The 17352-nt window shown below is 68.8% G+C and carries 12 protein-coding genes; 4 read left to right on the forward strand and 8 right to left on the reverse strand.

Annotated features, from left to right (window positions below; genetic code table 11):
* Positions 1-21: 21 nt before the first annotated feature.
* The 3 genes from tsf to dnaE form a co-directional block, all read right to left on the reverse strand.
* Positions 22-933, reverse strand: a complete 912-nt coding sequence (gene tsf / locus ACFOY6_RS04280) for a translation elongation factor Ts (protein ID WP_379649137.1) — start codon at positions 931-933, stop codon at positions 22-24.
* A 41-nt stretch (positions 934-974) separates the two neighbouring features.
* Positions 975-1823 (reverse strand): 30S ribosomal protein S2, encoded by an 849-nt coding sequence (rpsB, locus tag ACFOY6_RS04285; protein WP_245906035.1) that lies wholly within the window; start codon positions 1821-1823, stop codon positions 975-977.
* Positions 1824-2051: 228 nt separating this feature from the next.
* Positions 2052-5507, reverse strand: coding sequence for a DNA polymerase III subunit alpha (dnaE, locus tag ACFOY6_RS04290; RefSeq protein ID WP_379649140.1), 3456 nt, complete (start codon positions 5505-5507; stop codon positions 2052-2054).
* 135 nt (positions 5508-5642) lie between these two features.
* Between dnaE and ACFOY6_RS04295 the strand changes: the two genes are divergently transcribed.
* The 4 genes from ACFOY6_RS04295 (at position 5643) to ACFOY6_RS04310 (ending at position 9563) form a co-directional block, all read left to right on the forward strand.
* Entirely contained in the window at positions 5643-5906 is a 264-nt protein-coding gene (locus tag ACFOY6_RS04295) for a DUF1467 family protein (RefSeq protein WP_109515061.1), read from the forward strand.
* Between the two features lie 411 nt (positions 5907-6317).
* Positions 6318-7628 (forward strand): proline--tRNA ligase, encoded by a 1311-nt coding sequence (gene proS, locus ACFOY6_RS04300; protein WP_379649142.1) that lies wholly within the window; start codon positions 6318-6320, stop codon positions 7626-7628.
* An 8-nt stretch (positions 7629-7636) separates the two neighbouring features.
* Positions 7637-8890 carry a lipoprotein-releasing ABC transporter permease subunit gene (locus tag ACFOY6_RS04305; RefSeq protein ID WP_109515059.1) on the forward strand — a complete coding sequence of 418 codons (1254 nt, stop codon included), beginning with the start codon at positions 7637-7639 and terminating at the stop codon, positions 8888-8890.
* On the forward strand, positions 8883-9563 hold the full coding sequence (locus tag ACFOY6_RS04310; RefSeq protein WP_109515058.1) for an ABC transporter ATP-binding protein: 681 nt from the start codon (positions 8883-8885) through the stop codon (positions 9561-9563). Before ACFOY6_RS04305 ends, ACFOY6_RS04310 begins: the two co-directional genes overlap by 8 nt.
* A gap of 170 nt (positions 9564-9733) precedes the next feature.
* Here the strand turns inward: ACFOY6_RS04310 and ACFOY6_RS04315 are convergent, their stop codons facing one another.
* The 5 genes from ACFOY6_RS04315 to nuoL all read right to left on the reverse strand — a co-directional run bounded on the left by ACFOY6_RS04315 (position 9734) and on the right by nuoL (position 17352).
* Entirely contained in the window at positions 9734-11389 is a 1656-nt protein-coding gene (locus ACFOY6_RS04315; RefSeq protein WP_109515057.1) for a ribonuclease J, read from the reverse strand.
* Positions 11390-11742: 353 nt separating this feature from the next.
* A complete protein-coding gene (locus ACFOY6_RS04320; RefSeq protein ID WP_379649145.1) occupies positions 11743-12501 on the reverse strand; it encodes a biotin--[acetyl-CoA-carboxylase] ligase in 759 nt (252 codons plus the stop codon).
* Between the two features lie 2 nt (positions 12502-12503).
* Entirely contained in the window at positions 12504-13922 is a 1419-nt protein-coding gene (nuoN, locus tag ACFOY6_RS04325) for an NADH-quinone oxidoreductase subunit NuoN (RefSeq protein ID WP_109515055.1), read from the reverse strand.
* Positions 13923-13927: 5 nt separating this feature from the next.
* Positions 13928-15439 (reverse strand): NADH-quinone oxidoreductase subunit M, encoded by a 1512-nt coding sequence (locus ACFOY6_RS04330; protein ID WP_379649147.1) that lies wholly within the window; start codon positions 15437-15439, stop codon positions 13928-13930.
* Complete coding sequence (gene nuoL / locus ACFOY6_RS04335; protein ID WP_379649149.1) at positions 15436-17352, reverse strand: NADH-quinone oxidoreductase subunit L; 1917 nt, start codon at positions 17350-17352, stop codon at positions 15436-15438. The genes ACFOY6_RS04330 and nuoL overlap by 4 nt, the downstream gene beginning before the upstream one ends.

Genomic DNA, 17352 nt, shown 5'->3' on the forward strand with positions numbered 1-17352 from the left:
CCCCTTCCTGTCAGGCGCGGATCAGACCGTGCCGGCGGCCGCCGCGACCTCGGCGGCGAAGTCGCTGCTCTGCTTCTCGATGCCCTCGCCGAGCTGGAAGCGGGCGAAGCCCGTCAGCTTGGCGCCGGCCTTCTGCACCACGGCCTTCACGCGGCTCTCGCCGTCATGCACCCAGACCTGCTCCAGCAGCACCACTTCCTCGTAGTACTTGCGGATGCGGCCCTCGACCATCTTCTCGATGACGGCGGGGGGCTTGCCGGAGGCCTGGGCCTGCTCGGTCAGCACCGACCGCTCGCGCTCCAGGGCGGAGCTGTCCACCGCGGAGATGTCGAGCGCCTCCGGGCGGGTGGCGGCGACGTGCATGCCGATCTGGCGGCCCAGCGTCTCCAGCGCCTCGATCTCCGAGGCGGCCTCGAGCGCCACGACCACGCCGATCTTGCCCAGGCCCGGCTTCACCGCCGAGTGGACATAGGTCGCCACCGCGCCGGACGGCACGGTGAAGCGCTTGGCGCGGCGGATCGTCATGTTCTCGCCGATGGTGGCGATCAGGCGGGTCAGCTCGTCCTGCACCGTGTGGGTGGTGCCGGGGTAGGTGGCCGCCTTCAGGGCCTCCACATCCTCGCCCACCGAGAGGACCAGGCCGGCCACCTCGGAGACGAAGTTCTGGAACAGCTCGTTGCGCGCCACGAAGTCGGTCTCGGCGTTCACCTCGACCATGCCGGCCACCTGCGGGCCGGTGGCGGTGCCGATCAGCCCTTCGGCGGCCACGCGGCCGGACTTCTTGGCGGCGGCGGCAAGGCCCTTCTTGCGCAGCCAGTCGATGGCGGCCTCGGTGTCGCCACCGTTCTCCACCAGCGCCTTCTTGCAGTCCATCATGCCGGCGCCGGTCTTTTCGCGCAGCTCGCGCACCATCGCGGCGGTGATCTCAGCCATGGGGATGCTCCTGTCTCGCGGTCTGGTTCAGGCGGTCTGCGTCAGGCCTGGGGCGCCACCGGCGCGTCCGGGCCGCCAACGGCCGCCTCGGCCTCGGCCACCGCCGCGCCCTCGACACCCTCGGCCACGGCGCCGTCGATGCCCGCCAGGTCGTCGACCGGCAGGTCCTCGCCCGCGCCGATGTCGACGCCGGAGGCCTGCAGCTCGGCGCTGATGCCGTCGAACACGGCGGCGGCCATCAGGTCGCAATACAGGTTGATGGCGCGGATGGCGTCGTCATTGCCCGGGATCGGGAAGGCCACGCCCTCCGGATCGGCGTTCGAGTCGACCACGGCGACAACCGGGATGCCGAGCTTGTTGGCCTCCTCGATCGCCAGCTTCTCCTTCACCACGTCGATGACGAAGATGATGTCCGGCAGGCCGCCCATCTCGCGGATGCCGCCCAGCGCGCGGTCGAGCTTCTCGCGCTCGCGCGTCAGCATCAGGACTTCCTTCTTGGTGAGGCCCTGGGTGTTGCCGCCGAGCTGCTCGTCCATCTGCTTCAGGCGCTTGATGGAGCCGGTGATGGTCTTCCAGTTGGTCAGCATGCCGCCGAGCCAACGGTGGTTGACGTAGTACTGGCCGCAGCGGGTCGCGGCCTCGGCCACGTACTCGGCGGCGGACTTCTTGGTGCCGACGAACAGCACGCGGCCACCGCCGGCCACCACGTCGCGCACGGTGCGCAGCGCGCGGTCCAGCATCGGCACGGTCTGCTGCAGGTCCAGGATGTGCACCTGGTTGCGCACGCCGAAGATGTACGGCGCCATCCGCGGGTTCCAGCGGCGGGTGTGGTGGCCAAAGTGGACACCGGCCTCGAGCAGCTGGCGCAGGGAAACTTCGGGCATCGCCATGGGGGCGGTCCTTCACGTCACGTCCGGTTGAGCCTCCGCGGCGCTAAGCCCGGGATGTCTCCCCGGGACCGGACCCTGCTCGCCCGGAGACGGAAGGGCGCACCGCGTGCGGAATGACCGGCCTGGGGAACGGACCCGGGCCGGCGCGGGCCATATGGCGCAACCGGCGCCCCGCCGCAAGCCCTATCGGCCCTGCCGCCCCCTGCCCGCAGGCTGCGGCCCGGGGCGTCAGCCCGGCGGCGCGGAGAGCGCGACCACGCCGGGCAGCACCTTCATCTCCTGCGTCAGCCGGGGCGAGACGTTCCAGCGGCCGGGCAGCATCACCTCCACCTCCTGCCCCTCGGCGAGGCGCGGCACCAGGATGACGGTGCCCTTGCCCTGTCCCTCGCGCGCCAGCAGGGCGCGGATCGGCTCCACCGCCGCCATGTCCTCGATGCCGAGGCGCAGCATCTGCCCCACCCCGCTCGCCGCCTTGTCGAGCGATTCCACGGCCTGGGCGGTCAGGCGCAGGTTCTCGCCATCCATCCGCGCCTCGGCCGTGATCAGCAGCGCGGTGCCCTCCACCAGCAGGGGCCGGTTCTTCAGCAGCGTCTCGGAGAACAGCGTCACCTCCACGCTGCCGGAGGAATCGGAGAGCCGCACCCAGGCCATGCGGCTGCCGGTGCGGGTGGTGCGCTCCTTGCTGTTCACCACCGTGCCGGCGATCTTGAGCATGCCCGCCCCCGCCTCGGCCCGCATCTGGAGCTGGGCAATGGGCGTGGTGCGCAGCTTGCGCAGCACCTCCTTGTAGGTATCGAGCGGGTGGGCGGAGAGGTGGAAGCCCACCGCCTCCGCCTCCTGGCTCAGCCGCTCGAGTTCCGGCCATTCGTTCACCTGCGGCATGCGCAGCGGCTCGGGCTTCGCATCCCCGCCGCCGAACAGGCCGATCTGGCTGGAGGTCCGCTCCTCGGCGGCCGCCTGGGCGCGGCGCAGGATCACCTCGGCGCTCGCGGTCATCCGGGCCCGGTTCTTCTCCAGGCTGTCGAAGGCGCCGGCGCGGGCCAGGTTCTCCAGCTGCATCTTGTTCAGCAGCTTGGGGTCCACGCGCTGGGCGAAGTCGGCGATGGAGCGGAACGGCCCCTTCCCGTCCCGCGCCTTCACCATGTCCTTCATCGCCTGCATGCCGACGCGCTTCACCGCGGCCAGGGCGAAGCGGATGCAGGGCTTGCCGTCCTCCTCCCGGATCTCGGTGCGGAAATCGGCGGCCGAGCGGTTCACGTCCGGCGGCAGCACGGGGATGCCGAGGCGGGCGGCCTCCTGCATGTGGTTGGCCAGCTTCTCCGTCTTGTCCATGTCGAAGGTCATGGAGGCGGCCAGGAAGGCCACCGGGTAGTTCGCCTTGAGATAGGCCGTGTGATAGGCGACCAGCGCATAGGCCGCGGCGTGCGACTTGTTGAAGCCGTATTCCGCGAACTTCTCCATCAGGTCGAAGATCTCGCCCGCCTTGGCCTCCGGCACGCCGTTCCTCACCGCGCCATCGACGAAGATCTTGCGCTGCGCCTCCATCTCGGAGCGGATCTTCTTGCCCATGGCGCGGCGCAGCAGGTCGGCGCCGCCGAGGCTGTAGCCGGCCACGTCCTGGCTGATCTGCATGACCTGCTCCTGGTAGACCAGGATGCCGTAGGTCTCCTCGACCAGGTGGCGCATGGCCGGGTGCACCGGCTCCCAGGGCTCGCCATGCTTGCGGGCGCAATAGGCCGGGATGTTGGCCATCGGGCCGGGGCGGTAGAGCGAGACGGCGGCGATCAGGTCCTCGAAGCGGTCGGGGCGCATCATGCGCAGGCAGTCCCGCATGCCCTGGCCTTCGAACTGGAACACCCCGGCGGAATCGCCGCGCGCCAGCATCTCGTAGGTCTTCCTGTCGTCCAGCGGCAGGGTGGCGAGGTCGATCTCGATGCCCTGCTCGGCCAGCATCTCAACCGCCCGCTGCAGCACGGTGAGCGTCTTGAGGCCGAGGAAGTCGAACTTCACCAGGGAGGCGTTCTCCACGTACTTCATGGAGTACTGCGTCACCAGCATGTCCGAGCGCGGGTCGCGGTAGAGCGCCACCGTGTCAATCAGCGGCTTGCGGCCGATCACCACGCCCGCCGCGTGGGTGGAGGCGTTGCGGTAGAGCCCCTCCAGCACCAGGGCGGTCTCCATCAGCCGCTCCACCGTCTCGTCCGCCTCGCGCATCTCCTGCAGCCGCGGCTCGCCGTCGATCGCCTGCTGCAGCGTGACGGGCTTGGCCGGGTTGAACGGGATCAGCTCGGCGATCTTGTTCACCTGGCCATAGGGCATGCCCATGACGCGGCCGACATCGCGCACCACCGCCTTGGCCTGGAGGCGGCCGAAGGTGATGATCTGCGCCACCCGGTCCTCGCCATATTCGCGGCGGACATACTGGATCACCTCGTCCCGCCGCTCCTGGCAGAAGTCGATGTCGAAATCCGGCATCGAGACGCGCTCGGGGTTGAGGAAGCGCTCGAAGAGCAGGCCGAAGCGCAGCGGGTCGAGGTCGGTGATCAGCAGCGCCCAGGCGGCGACCGAGCCGGCGCCCGAGCCGCGCCCCGGCCCCACCGGGATGCCCTGCCCCTTCGCCCACTGGATGAAGTCCGCCACGATCAGGAAGTAGCCCGAGAAGCCCATCTTCTCGATCACGTCCAGTTCGAAGGTCAGCCGGTCGCGGTAGACGGCGCGGGCCTCCGGCGTGGCGGGGGTGCCCTGGGCGTCGAGCCGCGCCTCCAGGCCGCGGGCGGCCATGTCGCGCACCGTCTCGGCCTCGGTCATGCCGGGCTGCACCTTGGGGCAGATGGGCAGCTCCGGCTTGCGGCTCTCGGCCATGATGGCGCAGCGGCGGGCGATGGCCAGGGTGTTGTCGCAGGCCTCCGGCAGGTCGGCGAAGAGGCGGCGCATCTCCACGGCCGACTTGAAGTAGTGCTCGGCGGTCAGGCGGCGGCGGTCGGGCTCGGCCAGGGTCCGCCCCTCGGCGATGCAGAGCAGCGCGTCATGCGCCTCGTACATGCCGGATTTGGCGAAGTAGACATCGTTGCCGGCGACGATCGGCAGCCCGGCGGCATCGGCCAGCGCCACCAGGGCGGGGTCCAGCCCGCGCTCCACCTCCAGCCCGTGCCGGGTCAGCTCCACCGCCAGCCGGTCGCCGAAGCTCTCCTTCAGCGCGTCCAGCAGGTGCCGCGCGGCGTCGCGCCTGCCCTCCTGCAGCAGCCGCCCCAGCGGGCCGCAGGTGCCGCCCGTCAGCAGGAACACCCCCTCCGCGTGCTGCTGCAGCAATTCCAGCGTGATGGCCGGCTTGCCCGACGGATCGTCCCGCAGGAAGCCGTGCGAGGAGAGGCGCTGCACATTCTCCAGCCCCTGCGCGTTGGTGGCCAGCGCCACCACGCAATCCGGCGCCAGGCGCAGCACCTCGGGGCGCGGGTCGGCGGCGGAGCGGGAGAGCCAGAGCTGGCAGCCCATGATGGGCTGCACCCCCTTGCCGGCGCAGGCCTTGGCGAACTCCAGCGCGCCGAACATGTTGGCCGTGTCGGTCAGCGCCACGGCCGGCTGGCCGTCCGCCCGCGCCAGCTCGGCCAGCTTCTCCGCCTTGATCGCCCCCTCGGCCAGGGAATAGGCGGAATGGGTGTGCAGATGGACGAAGCTGTCGGTCATGCCGCCTTTCTAGCACGGCCGCCCCGGCGGCGGGATGGCCCAGCCGGGCCGGGCGGCCATGCGCCGGCCACCCCGCCCCTGGCCGAGACAGCGGGAAGCGCCTATCTCCGCCGCCATGCGGCAGGGAGCGCGGCGATGAACTGGTTCACCGGCTTTGTGGTCTATTTCCTGGTCTGGTGGACGGTGCTCTTCGCCGTGCTGCCGATCGGCGTTCAGCCCGACAGCGAGGGCGACACCGCCACGGGCGGCTGGCGCGGTGCGCCGCAGGCGCCCGGCCTGCTGAAGAAGGCGCTCCTGACCACCCTCATCTCGGCCGTCATCTGGGCCGGGCTGGCATGGGTGATCAACAGCCCCTGGCTGAGCTTCCGCGAAGGCTGGCTGGCCATGCCTACTAATTAGGCTGTCAGGCCAGAAAAAGAACCGCATCTGCCCGCTTTTGGGCAGATGCGTTGCAGGCGCCTATTTTTATGGCGATTGACGGGTGATTTTGCGTTGCGGCGCCAGAGGGGGCGCTGCACCATCAGTCCCAGGAAGAGAGCTGGTTCTCTTCCTGCCGTGTGACTGGCGTTTCCTCCCTAAACTCGGGCCGCACCTTTCGGGGTGTGGCCCTTTTTTCTGTTTGTATCGCCCGGGCGACGACATTCCAAGCAAAAAGCCGGAACGATCATCGAAAAATGTCGCCAACCGTGAATTAATCGTATTTTTATTGCGGCGCAGCATGGAGCAAGGCACCTTGCCCCTCTCCCCCTGGCGCATCCGGCGCCGCGCCCTTACCTTCCGCCGGCCGTAGTCCGACCGGAGCTGAATCCCTTGCGCCTCTCCCGCGCCTTCCTGCCGACCCTCAAAGAAATCCCCGCCGAGGCCTCGATCGCCTCGCACAAGCTGATGCTGCGCGCCGGCATGATCCGGCAGACCAGCGCCGGCATCTATGCCTGGCTGCCGCTCGGCCTGCGCGTGCTGCAGAAGGTCAGCCAGATCGTGCGGGAGGAGCAGGACGCCGCCGGCGCCCAGGAGATCCTGATGCCGACGATCCAGAGCGCAGAGCTCTGGCGCCAGTCCGGCCGCTACGACGACTATGGCAAGGAGATGCTGCGCATCACGGACCGGCATGAGCGCGAGATGCTCTTCGGCCCGACCAACGAGGAAATGGTGACGGACATATTCAAGTCCTACGCCAAGTCCTACCGCGACCTGCCGCGCAACCTCTACCATATCCAGTGGAAGTTCCGGGACGAGATCCGCCCCCGCTTCGGCGTGATGCGCGGCCGCGAGTTCCTGATGAAGGACGCCTATTCCTTCGACATCGACGCCGAGGCCGCCCGCCTCTCCTACAAGAAGATGTTCGTGGCCTATCTGCGCACCTTCGCCCGCATGGGGCTGAAGGCCATCCCGATGCGCGCGGACACCGGCCCCATCGGCGGCGACCTGTCACACGAGTTCATCATCCTGGCCGAGACGGGCGAGAGCCAGGTCTACCTGCACAAGGACCTGCTGGAATTCGACGTGCTGGCCCAGAAGCCCGACTATGAGGGTGACCTGAACCCCACCGTCGATTTCTGGACCAGCCGCTACGCCGCCACCGACGAGATGCATGACGAGGCGGCCTGGAACGCCATCGGCGCGGAGAACCAGGTCTCGGCCCGCGGCATCGAGGTCGGCCACATCTTCTATTTCGGCGACAAGTACTCGAAGTCGATGGGCCTGACCGTGGCGGGGCCGGACGGCAACCCGCTGGTGCCGCAGATGGGCTCCTACGGCATCGGCGTCTCCCGCCTGCTTGGCGCGCTGATCGAGGCCAACCACGACGAGGCCGGCATCAAGTGGCCGGATGCCGTGGCGCCCTTCCGCTGCGCCATCCTCAACCTGAAGTCCGGCGACCTGGCGACCGACGCGCTGTGCGAGAAGCTCTACGCCTCGCTCGGCCAGGAGGCCGTGTATGACGACCGCCCCGAGCGCGCCGGCGTGAAGTTCAACGACGCCGATCTGGCGGGCTATCCCTGGCAGGCCATCATCGGCCCGCGCGGCGCCGCCAACGGCATCATCGAGCTGAAGCGCCGCGCCACGGGCGAGCGCCAGGAGGTCTCGATCGAGGCCGCGCTGGCGCAGATCCTCGGGAAGTAAGGGGCGGCATGTTCGGGGCGTTCGAACGGAAGGTCGCGTTCCGCTACCTGCGGGCGCGCAAGGGCGAGCGCTTCGTCTCGGTGATCGCCGGCTTCTCGCTGGTGGGCATCGCGCTCGGCGTCGCCACGCTGATCATCGTGATGAGCGTGATGAACGGCTTCCGGCAGGAATTGCTGGGCCGCATCCTGGGGCTGAATGGGCATCTCGGCATCCATGCCGCGGGCCCCGGCGGCCTGCGGGACTACGACGACATCGCCGAGCGGGTGCGGCAGCTTGCGGGCGTGGCCAGCGCCACCCCGCTGGTCGAGGGGCAGGTGCTGCTGACCAGCGAGGCCGGCGGCGCCACGGGCGGCCTCGCCCGCGGCATCAAGCCGGAGGATCTGCGCGCCCGGCCGCTGCTGGCGGGCAACATCCGCGCCGGCTCGCTCGACGCCTTCCAGGGCGAGGACGCCATCCTGGTCGGCACGCGGCTGGCGCAGAAGCTCGGCCTGCGGATCGGCGACAAGGTGACGCTCGTCTCGCCGCAGGGCCGCGCCACCGTCATCGGCACCGTGCCCCGCCTGCGCGCCTACACGGTGGTGGCGATGTTCGAGGCGGGGATGAACGAGTATGACAGCTCCTACGTCTTCCTCCCCCTCCCCGCCGCGCAGCTCTACTTCCAGATGCGCGACGCCGCCTCGCAGATCGAGGTCTTCGTGCAGGACCCGGACAATGTGCGGGCGGTGACGCGCGAGATCACCCAGGCGCTTTCCCCCACCCCCGTGCGGGTGCTGGACTGGCAGGCGGCCAATTCCTCCTTCTTCGCCGCCGTGCAGGTGGAGCGGAACGTCATGTTCCTCATCCTCACCCTCATCATCATCGTGGCGGCGTTCAACATCGTCTCCTCGCTGATCATGCTGGTGAAGGACAAGGGGCGCGACATCGCCATCCTGCGCACCATGGGCGCCACCAGCGGCGCGGTGATGCGCATCTTCCTGCTCTGCGGCACCTCGATTGGCGTGCTCGGCACCGCCATCGGCTTCGGCCTCGGGCTGGTCTTCTGCCTCAACATCGAGCACATCCGGCAGTTCCTGCAATCGCTTACCGGCACGCAGCTGTTCAGCCCGGAGGTGTATTTCCTCACCCGCCTGCCGGCGGTGGTGGACCCAAGCGAGGTGACGCAGGTGGTGCTGATGGGCCTCGGCCTCTCCCTCCTGGCCACGCTCTACCCCTCCTGGCGCGCCGCGCGCACCGACCCGGTGGAGGCGCTCCGCAATGAATGAGCCAAGGCTGCGCCTGGCCGCCGTCGAGCGGCGCTACCGCACGGAGGCGGGCGAGCTGCCCGTGCTGCGCGGTGCCGATCTGGTGCTGCGGGCGGGGGAGATCGTGGCGCTGGTGGCGCCCTCGGGCACCGGCAAGTCCACCCTGCTGCACCTGGCGGGGCTGCTGGAGAAGCCGGATGGCGGCGAGGTGTTCATCGACGGCCGCGCCGCCGGCACGTTGGGCGACGAGGCGCGCAGCGCGCTGCGCGGCCGCAACATCGGCTTCGTCTACCAGTTCCACCACCTGCTGCCGGAATTCACGGCGCTGGAGAATGTGGTGCTGCCGCAGATGGCGCTCGGCACCGCCGAGAAGGCCGCCGCGCAACGCGCCCAGGAATTGCTGGCGGGCTTCGGCCTGGAAGGCCGCGAGCAGCATCGCCCCGGCCGTCTCTCGGGCGGCGAGCAGCAGCGCGTGGCCATCGCCCGCGCGCTCGCCAACCGCCCCGGCCTGCTGCTGGCCGACGAGCCGACCGGCAACCTGGACGTGGCCACCTCGGACCGGGTCTTCGCGCAATTGCTGGAGGCGGTGCGGGGCGCCGGCGTGGCGGCGCTGATCGCCACCCACAACCCGGATCTGGCGGCCCGCATGGACCGGGTCGTGACCCTGCGCGATGGCAAGGTGGTCGCGGCCTGAAGAAGTGCTTGGAGTGACGTTCTTTTTTGGAAAAAAGAACCAAAAAACTTTTGTCAGTTTGGCGCCCGCTTCTTGATGGCGCAACGCAGATCCAGAAAAGTCTTTTTGCTTCTTTTTCTCCAGAAAAAGAAGAAAGAAAGCTGAGGGGGCGCCCCCTCAGCTTTTTGCGTTCAGACCCGGAGCAGGTGGATCTCGACGCTCGGCCGCTTGCGCAGCCGGCGCCCCATCGCCTTGCGCAGCGCGGTGCGGGCGGCGTCGCGCAGCGTGTCGTCCTCCCGCTTCAGGGCGGGCGGCATGTCGGAGACGGCGCGGGCCAGCTCGTCGGCAATCTGCCCTGGCTCGCTGTCGCCCATGTCGAACAGGCCGGGGGCGGAAACCACCGGGTTGCCCAGCACGCGGCCCGACTGATCGACCGCCAGCGAGGCCATGACGATGCCGTTGAACAGCATCCGCCGCCGCGCACCCAGCACGCCGCCTTCCAGCGGCAGCAGCCTCTCGCCATCCAGCGCCAGCTGGCCGGTGGGCACCCCCTCCACCACATCGGGCGTGGCGTTGCCGGAGAGCGGGCCGAGGCGCAGCACGTCGCCATCCTCCACCAGCACCGGCGTGGCGCCCATCTCGCGGGCCAGCGCGGCATGCTCCTGCAGGTGGCGCCACTCGCCATGCACCGGCACGGCGAAGCGCGGCTTCACCAGGCTGTAGAGGCGCTTCAGCTCGTCCCGCGCCGGGTGGCCGGAGACGTGCACCATGTGGTCGTCCGCCGTCATCACCCGACAGCCGCCGCGCGCCAGCTCGTCCTGCATGCGCAGGATGGCGCGCTCATTGCCGGGGATCATGCGGGAGGAGAAGATCACCGTGTCCCCCTCGCCCAGCGAGATGCGGGGGTGGGTGTCGGCGGCGATCTTGGACATGGCCGAGCGCTGCTCGCCCTGGCTGCCCGTGCAGATGATCAGCAGCTGGTCGTCCGGCACGTCGTCCGCATCATCCTCGTGGATGAAGGGCGGCACCTCGCGCATGTAGCCGCATTCGCGGGCGGCGGCCTCGGCATTGCGCAGGCTGCGGCCGAACAGCGCCACCTTGCGCCCCGCCGCCTGGGCGGCCAGCGCGATGGATTCCACCCGCGCCACATTGGTGGCGAAGCAGGTGACGGCGACACGGCCCTTGAGCTGGCGGATCAGCGCCGTGAGGTTGCGGCGCACCTCGCCCTCGCTGCCGGAATGGCCTTCCACCAGGGCGTTGGTGCTGTCGCACACCATGGCCAGCACGCCTTCCCGGCCCAGCTCGGCGAAGGCCGCCTCGTCGGTCGGCTCGCCCACCAGCGGGTCGGGGTCCAGCTTCCAGTCGCCGGTGTGCAGCACCGTGCCATAGGGCGTGCGGATGGCGATGGATTGCGGCTCCGGCACCGAGTGGGTGACGCGGATGAACTGCAGGCCGAACGGCCCAAGCTGCAACGTGCCGCCGAGCGGCACGGTGATGAGCTTGACCTGCCCCATCAGCCCGGCCTCGCCCAGCTTGCGGCGCAGCACGGCGGCCGCGAAGGGGCTGGCATAGACGGGGCAACGCAGCTGCGGCCAGAGCGGCGCGACGGCGCCGAGATGGTCCTCATGCGCGTGGGTGATGACCAGGCCCAGCAGCTTGTCGCGGCGTTCGGCCAGCCAAGCGGGGTCAGGCACCATAACTTCCGCCTCGGGCTGCTCAGCCCCGCCGAAGCCGATGCCACAATCGATCGCCAGAAGCTGCCCGTCGCAGCGATAGACGTTCAGGTTGAGGCCGATCTCCCCCGTCCCGCCGAGCGGGATGAAGGCCAAGTCTCCGTTATTGTTCATTGATGCTCGCCAGTGGTGATGTTCATGAAGTCTTGCCCCAAGGGGCAGGTTCCTTGGCCCTCGTCAGTCCAGCGCCCTTCCGGGGCCCTGGCGCGTCAGGCAAACTCGTAAAAGAACAAATGGGGCGCAGCGGCGGAAAAGCCAACCGCCGCTCCTCAGATGGGGCGCTCCGCGTCTTGCCTCCGCAGCGGCCATCCAAGCCGGTGGCGCTGCCGCAAACCCACGCCGTCGAGGCCTCAACAGGCCTGAGTCGCGCCCGTTCCCGTCTCATCTTGTTCACATAACCCCAGCCCGGGGCCAAATGCATCGGCAGAACGCGGTCTGGACCAATCACGGATTGCGGACGGCGCTGCTCATGCACCCATGGCTGGCGCCGCCAGAACCTCGCCCGAAGCCAGGGCGCGGCGGCCGGAGGCGGTGTCCAGCAAAAGGCGGCCATCGTCCGACAGGCCCCGATAGCGGCCCTCGAAGCCGCCTTCCGGCCGGCTGAGCCTCAGGGTGGCGCCCAGGGCCGGGCCGCGTGCCGTCCAGGCCTCCCGCACGGGGGCGAAGCCTTCCATGGCCTGAGTCCCGCGCCAGCGATCCACCGAGGACAGGAGCGACCAGGCAAAGGCGACCGGCTCGGGCGGGGTGACGCCGGCCTGGCGCAGGCTGGCGGTGGGCCGGTCGGGCAGAAGCGGAGCCTCGGCCAGGTTCACGCCGATCCCGAAGACCAGCCAGGCGATGCCTCCCCCCTCCCCCGGCGCGGCCTGGGTGAGGATGCCGGCGCATTTGGCACCATCCAGCAGCACGTCATTGGGCCACTTCAGGCGTAGGCGGTCCGGATCCGGCAGCAGCGGCGCCAAGGCCTCGGCCAGCGCGACGGCCATCAGCAGCGACCATTGCGGCAGTTCCCGCGCCGAGCCCTCGGGACGCAACAGGAAGGAGAGGTAGAGATTGCCTTCGGGCGAGCGCCAGGACCGCCCCTGCGTGCCGCGCCCGGCGCTCTGCCGGCGGGCCAGGATGGCCAGCCCCTCCGGCTCGCCCGCCTGGGCGGCGGCCAGCACGCCATCCTGCGTGCTGGCCAGTTCGTCATGAACGCGCAGACGCCACGCGCGGGCGGCGCCTGTCACCCTCACCCCACCAGAGCGGCCACGGCCGCCTGCGCCGCGGCCAGGAAGGGCGCCGGGAAGGCGAAGAAGAACACAGTGAACAGCCCGGTCCCCGCCAGGACGACGGAGAGGCTGGTCGGGCGCGCATCCAGCGCCTCGCCCGCATCGAAGTACATCACCTTGATGACGCGCAGATAGTAGTAGGCGGAGACGGCCGAGGTGAGCACGCCGACCACCGCCAGGGTCCAGTAGCCGCCATAGACAGCCGCCAGGAAGACGTAGAGCTTGCCGAAGAAGCCGGCGAGCGGCGGGATGCCGGCCATGGAGAGCATGAACACCGTCATGGCCAGCGCCATGGCGGGGTCCGTCCTGCCGAGGCCGGCAAGGTCGTCGATCCCCTCCAGGGCGCGGCCGTTGCGGCGCATGGCCACCAGCACGGCGAAGGCGCCGACATTGGTGAAGAGGTAGATGGCCATGTAGAGCAGCAGGCCGCGGATGCCGAGGTCGCTGCCCACCGCCAAGCCCATCAGCGCGTAGCCGATATGGCCGATGGAGGAATAGGCCATCAGGCGCTTGATGTTCTTCTGCCCGATGGCGGCGAGCGCGCCGAGGATCATCGAGCCCAGCGAGGCCAGGATCAGCACCTGCTGCCACTGCTCCACCAGCTCCCCGAAGGGGCCGGCGGCGACGCGGGTGAGCAGCGCGATGGCCGCCACCTTGGGCGCCGAGGCGAAGAAGGCCGTGACCGGGGTCGGCGCGCCCTCGTAGACATCCGGCGTCCACATGTGGAAGGGCACGGCCGAGACCTTGAAGGCCAGCGCCGCCAGCACGAAGACGAGGCCCACCACCAGGCCGAAGGGCACGCCTTCGGTGGCGCTCACCGCATCGGCGATGCGGTCGAAATTGGTGGAGCCGGCGAAGCCATAGATGAGGCTCGCGCCGTAGAGCAGCAGGCCGGAGGCCAGCGAGCCCAGGATGAAGTATTTCAGCCCCGCCTCGGCCGAGCGCTCGCTGTCCCGGTTGAAGGCGGCGATGACATAGAGCGAGAGCGAGAGCAGCTCGAGGCCCAGATAGAGCGCGATCAGGTCGTTGGCCGAGACCATGACCATCATGCCGAGGCTGCTGAACAGCAGCAGCAGCGGGAACTCGAACTTGGCGAGCCCCTCCTTCACGTTCCAGTCCATCGCCACGAGCAGGCCGAGCGCGGCGCCGGCCAGCACAAGGAGCTTCATGAAGCGGGTGAAGGCGTCCGACACATACTGGCCGGCGAAGGCGGTGCCCTCCGGCTGCGCCATCACCAGCACGGCGGCCAGCAGCATGGCGCCGAACACGCCCATGTTGATGGCGAAGCTGGTGTCGCGCTTCGGCAGCACGCCGGCGACCAGCGCCGCCAGCCCGGCAAGCGCCAGCACCAGCTCGGGGAGGACGAGGGTCCAGTTCATGCCGGTCACATCCCGGCCAGGCGCGGCAGCGCCATCGCGGCCTCATGCCGCGAGACGAGGGCCGCCACGCTGGCCTCGAAGAAGGAAAGGAAGGAAGACGGGTAGATGCCCATCCACAGCGTCAGCAGGATCAGCGGCGCGAAGGTGACGTATTCGCGCGGGCTGAGGTCCAATAGGGCCTTCAGGTCCTCGCGCGTGATCTTGCTGAACACCACCCGGCGGTAGAGGTAGAGCATGTAGCCCGCGCCCAGGATCATGCCGAGGGCGGCGCCGAAGGCCACCCAGGGGTTGGCATGCCAGGCGCCGACGATGACCAGGAACTCGCCCGGGAAGCCGGCGGTGCCGGGCAGCGCGACCGAGCCCATGGTGAACAGCATGAACACCATGGCGTAGCTGGGCATGATCTTGGCGACGCCGCCATAGCGGGCGATCTCGCGCGAGTGCACCCGGTCATACAGCACGCCCACGCAGAGGAAGAGCGCGCCGGAGACCACGCCGTGGCTCAGCATCTGGAAGATGGCGCCCGAGATGCCCTGGTGGTTCAGGGTGAAGATGCCGATCGTCACGATGCCCATATGGGCGACCGAGGAATAGGCGATCAGCTTCTTCATGTCCTCCTGCGCCAGCGCCACCAGCGAGGTGTAGACCACCGCGACGACGGAGAGGGCGAAGATCAGCGGCGCGAACCACTCGGTGGCCTGCGGCAGCAGCGGCAGCGAGAAGCGCAGGAAGCCGTAGGCGCCCATCTTCAGCAGCACGCCCGCCAGGATGACGGAGCCGGCGGTCGGCGCCTCGACATGCGCATCCGGCAGCCAGGTGTGCACCGGCCACATCGGCACCTTCACGGCGAAGGAGGCGAAGAAGGCCAGGAACAGCCACATCTGCGTGCTGGGCGCGATGGTCAGCTCGAAGATGGCGGGGATCGAGGTGGTGCCGGCCTGGTACCACAGCACCAGCATGGCCAGCAGCATCAGCAGCGAGCCGAGCAGCGTGTAGAGGAACAGCTTGTAGGCGGCGTAGACCCGCCGTGCACCGCCCCAGACCCCGATGATCAGGAACATCGGGATCAGCACGCCCTCGAAGAAGATGTAGAACATCACCACGTCGAGCGAGGCGAACATGCCGACCATCATCGTCTCGAGGACGAGGAAGGCGATCATGTATTCCCGCACGCGGCTCTGGATGGCCTCCCAGGAGGAGAGGATGCAGAGCGGCGTCAGTGCCGTCGAGAGCAGCACGAACAGCACCGAGATGCCGTCCACGCCCATGTGGTAGCCGAGGCCGAACTCCGGCATCCAGCTCATCTGCTCGACGAACTGGAAGTCCGCCGTGCTCTTGTCGAACTGAAACCACAGGATCAGCGAGAGCCCGAAGGTGATCAGGCTGGTCCACAGCGCCGTCCAGCGGGCGTTGGAGGCGACGACCGCCTCCTCCCCCCGCACGAACAGGATGATGCCCGCGCCCACCAGCGGCAGGAAGGTGAGCAGCGAGAGCAGGGGAAAACCCGCGGCGTTCATCGGCCGACCCCGAACAGGAAGATGCTGACGAAGAGAACGAGGCCGATGATCATGGCGAAGGCGTAGTTCGCCACGCGGCCCGTCTGGAAGCGCACCACGCGGCCGGAGGCCTGCGCCGTGAGGCTGGCGGCGCCGTTCGGCATGCCGTCGATGATCTTGACGTCGCCCACCTTCCAGAGCTGCACGGCGAGGCGGCGCAGCGGCTGGACGATGGCGCGGTCATACAGCTCGTCGAAGTACCACTTGTTGAGCAGGAAGCGGTACAGCCCCGGCACCGCCGCGGCGATGCGCCCCGGCAGGTGCGGCAGGAACATGTACAGCACATAGGCCAGGACGATGCCGGCGACGCCCACCACCGTCGGCGCCAGCGGCACCCAGGAGGGAACCTCGTGCGCCTCGTGCATGATGTGGTTGTGCGGCGCGTTGACGATCGAGCCGTTCCAGAACTCGGCCCAATGGTGGCCGACGAAGTCGCCGGAGAAGTATGCGCCGGCGAACAGCGCGCCCACCGCCAGCCCGAAGAGCGGGATCAGCATGACCGCCGGGCTCTCATGCACGTGCTCCATCGTGTGATGGTCCGCGCGCGGCGTGCCGTGGAAGGTCAGGATGATCAGGCGCCAGGAGTAGAAGGCCGTCATGAAGGCGGCGACGATGCCCATGAGGAAGGCGTACTTCGCCGTCCAGCCATGGCCGGCATAGGCCGCCTCCAGCACGAAGTCCTTCGAGTAGTAGCCGGCGAAGTAAGGCACGCCGGCCAGCGCCAGGGAGCCGATCCAGAACATGGCGTAGGTGACCGGGATCTTCTTCCAGATGCCGCCCATCTTGCGGATGTCCTGCTCGTCCGACATGGCGTGGATCACGGAGCCCGCCGAGAGGAAGAGCAGCGCCTTGAAGAAGGCGTGGGTGAAGAGGTGGAACACCGCCGCCTGGTAGGCGCCAACGCCGATGGCGAAGAACATGTAGCCGAGCTGCGAGCAGGTCGAGTAGGCGATGACCCGCTTGATGTCGTTCTGCACCATGCCGACGCTGGCGGCGAAGAAGGCCGTGGTGGCGCCGATGAAGGTGATGAAGCCCAGCACGTTCGGCGCGTACTCCACGACGGGCGACATGCGCGCCATCAGGAACACGCCGGCGGTGACGAGCGTCGCCGCATGGATGAGGGCGGAGACGGGGGTCGGGCCCTCCATCGCGTCCGGCAGCCAGGTGTGCAGGCCGATCTGGGCCGACTTGCCCATGGCGCCCAGGAAGAACAGCAGCGCGATCACCTCGACCACCGGGAAGCCGGCGAAGGTGACCTGACGCGCCGCCTCGACACCCTGGAAGATGGTGTTGAACTCGATGCTGCCGAAGGTCCAGAAGGTCAGGCCCATGCCCAGCATGAAGAAGAGGTCGCCCACGCGGTTGACGATGAAGGCCTTCATCGCCGCGCGGTTGGCGCTCTCCTTCTCGTACCAGTAGCCGATCAGCAGGTAGCTCGCGAGGCCGATGCCCTCCCAGCCGAAGAAGAGCTGGAGCAGGTTGTCGGCCGTCACCAGCATGAGCATCATGAAGGTGAAGAGCGAGAGATAGGCGAAGAAGCGGGGCTGCGTCGGGTCATGCGACATGTAGCCGACGCTGTAGAGGTGGATCATGGTGGAGGCGACCGTCACCATGCCCACCATCACCGCCGCCAGCGTGTCGTAGCGCAGCGCCCAGGAGAGCTGCAGCCCGCCGACATCGAGCCAGGTGGCGATCTCCAGCGTGGCCGGCGCATGGCCGTAGGCGACCTGGATGAAGGCGCTCACGCCGCAGATGGCGGCCAGCGCCATGCAGATCACGGTGGCCCATTGCGCCGCCTTGTCGCCGATCCAGCGGCCGAAGAAGCCGGAGATGCAGGCACCGAGCAGCGGGAAGAAAACCGCACCGACATACAT

It is taken from the genome of Teichococcus aestuarii (genome assembly GCF_042651065.1).
In the GTDB taxonomy this organism is placed as follows: Bacteria; Pseudomonadota; Alphaproteobacteria; order Acetobacterales; family Acetobacteraceae; genus Pseudoroseomonas; species Pseudoroseomonas aestuarii.

Excerpts from the sequence above, each read along its gene's own strand:
- dnaE (WP_379649140.1), bottom strand. The coding sequence starts at position 5,507 with ATGACCGACAGCTTCGTCCATCTGCACACCCATTCCGCCTATTCCCTG.
- ACFOY6_RS04305 (WP_109515059.1), top strand. The coding sequence starts at position 7,637 with ATGTTCGGGGCGTTCGAACGGAAGGTCGCGTTCCGCTACCTGCGGGCG.
- ACFOY6_RS04310 (WP_109515058.1), top strand. The coding sequence starts at position 8,883 with ATGAATGAGCCAAGGCTGCGCCTGGCCGCCGTCGAGCGGCGCTACCGC.
- ACFOY6_RS04295 (WP_109515061.1), top strand. The coding sequence starts at position 5,643 with ATGAACTGGTTCACCGGCTTTGTGGTCTATTTCCTGGTCTGGTGGACG.
- ACFOY6_RS04315 (WP_109515057.1), bottom strand. The coding sequence starts at position 11,389 with ATGAACAATAACGGAGACTTGGCCTTCATCCCGCTCGGCGGGACGGGG.
- ACFOY6_RS04330 (WP_379649147.1), bottom strand. The coding sequence starts at position 15,439 with ATGAACGCCGCGGGTTTTCCCCTGCTCTCGCTGCTCACCTTCCTGCCG.
- rpsB (WP_245906035.1), bottom strand. The coding sequence starts at position 1,823 with ATGGCGATGCCCGAAGTTTCCCTGCGCCAGCTGCTCGAGGCCGGTGTC.
- nuoL (WP_379649149.1), bottom strand. The coding sequence starts at position 17,352 with ATGTATGTCGGTGCGGTTTTCTTCCCGCTGCTCGGTGCCTGCATCTCC.
- tsf (WP_379649137.1), bottom strand. The coding sequence starts at position 933 with ATGGCTGAGATCACCGCCGCGATGGTGCGCGAGCTGCGCGAAAAGACC.
- nuoN (WP_109515055.1), bottom strand. The coding sequence starts at position 13,922 with ATGAACTGGACCCTCGTCCTCCCCGAGCTGGTGCTGGCGCTTGCCGGG.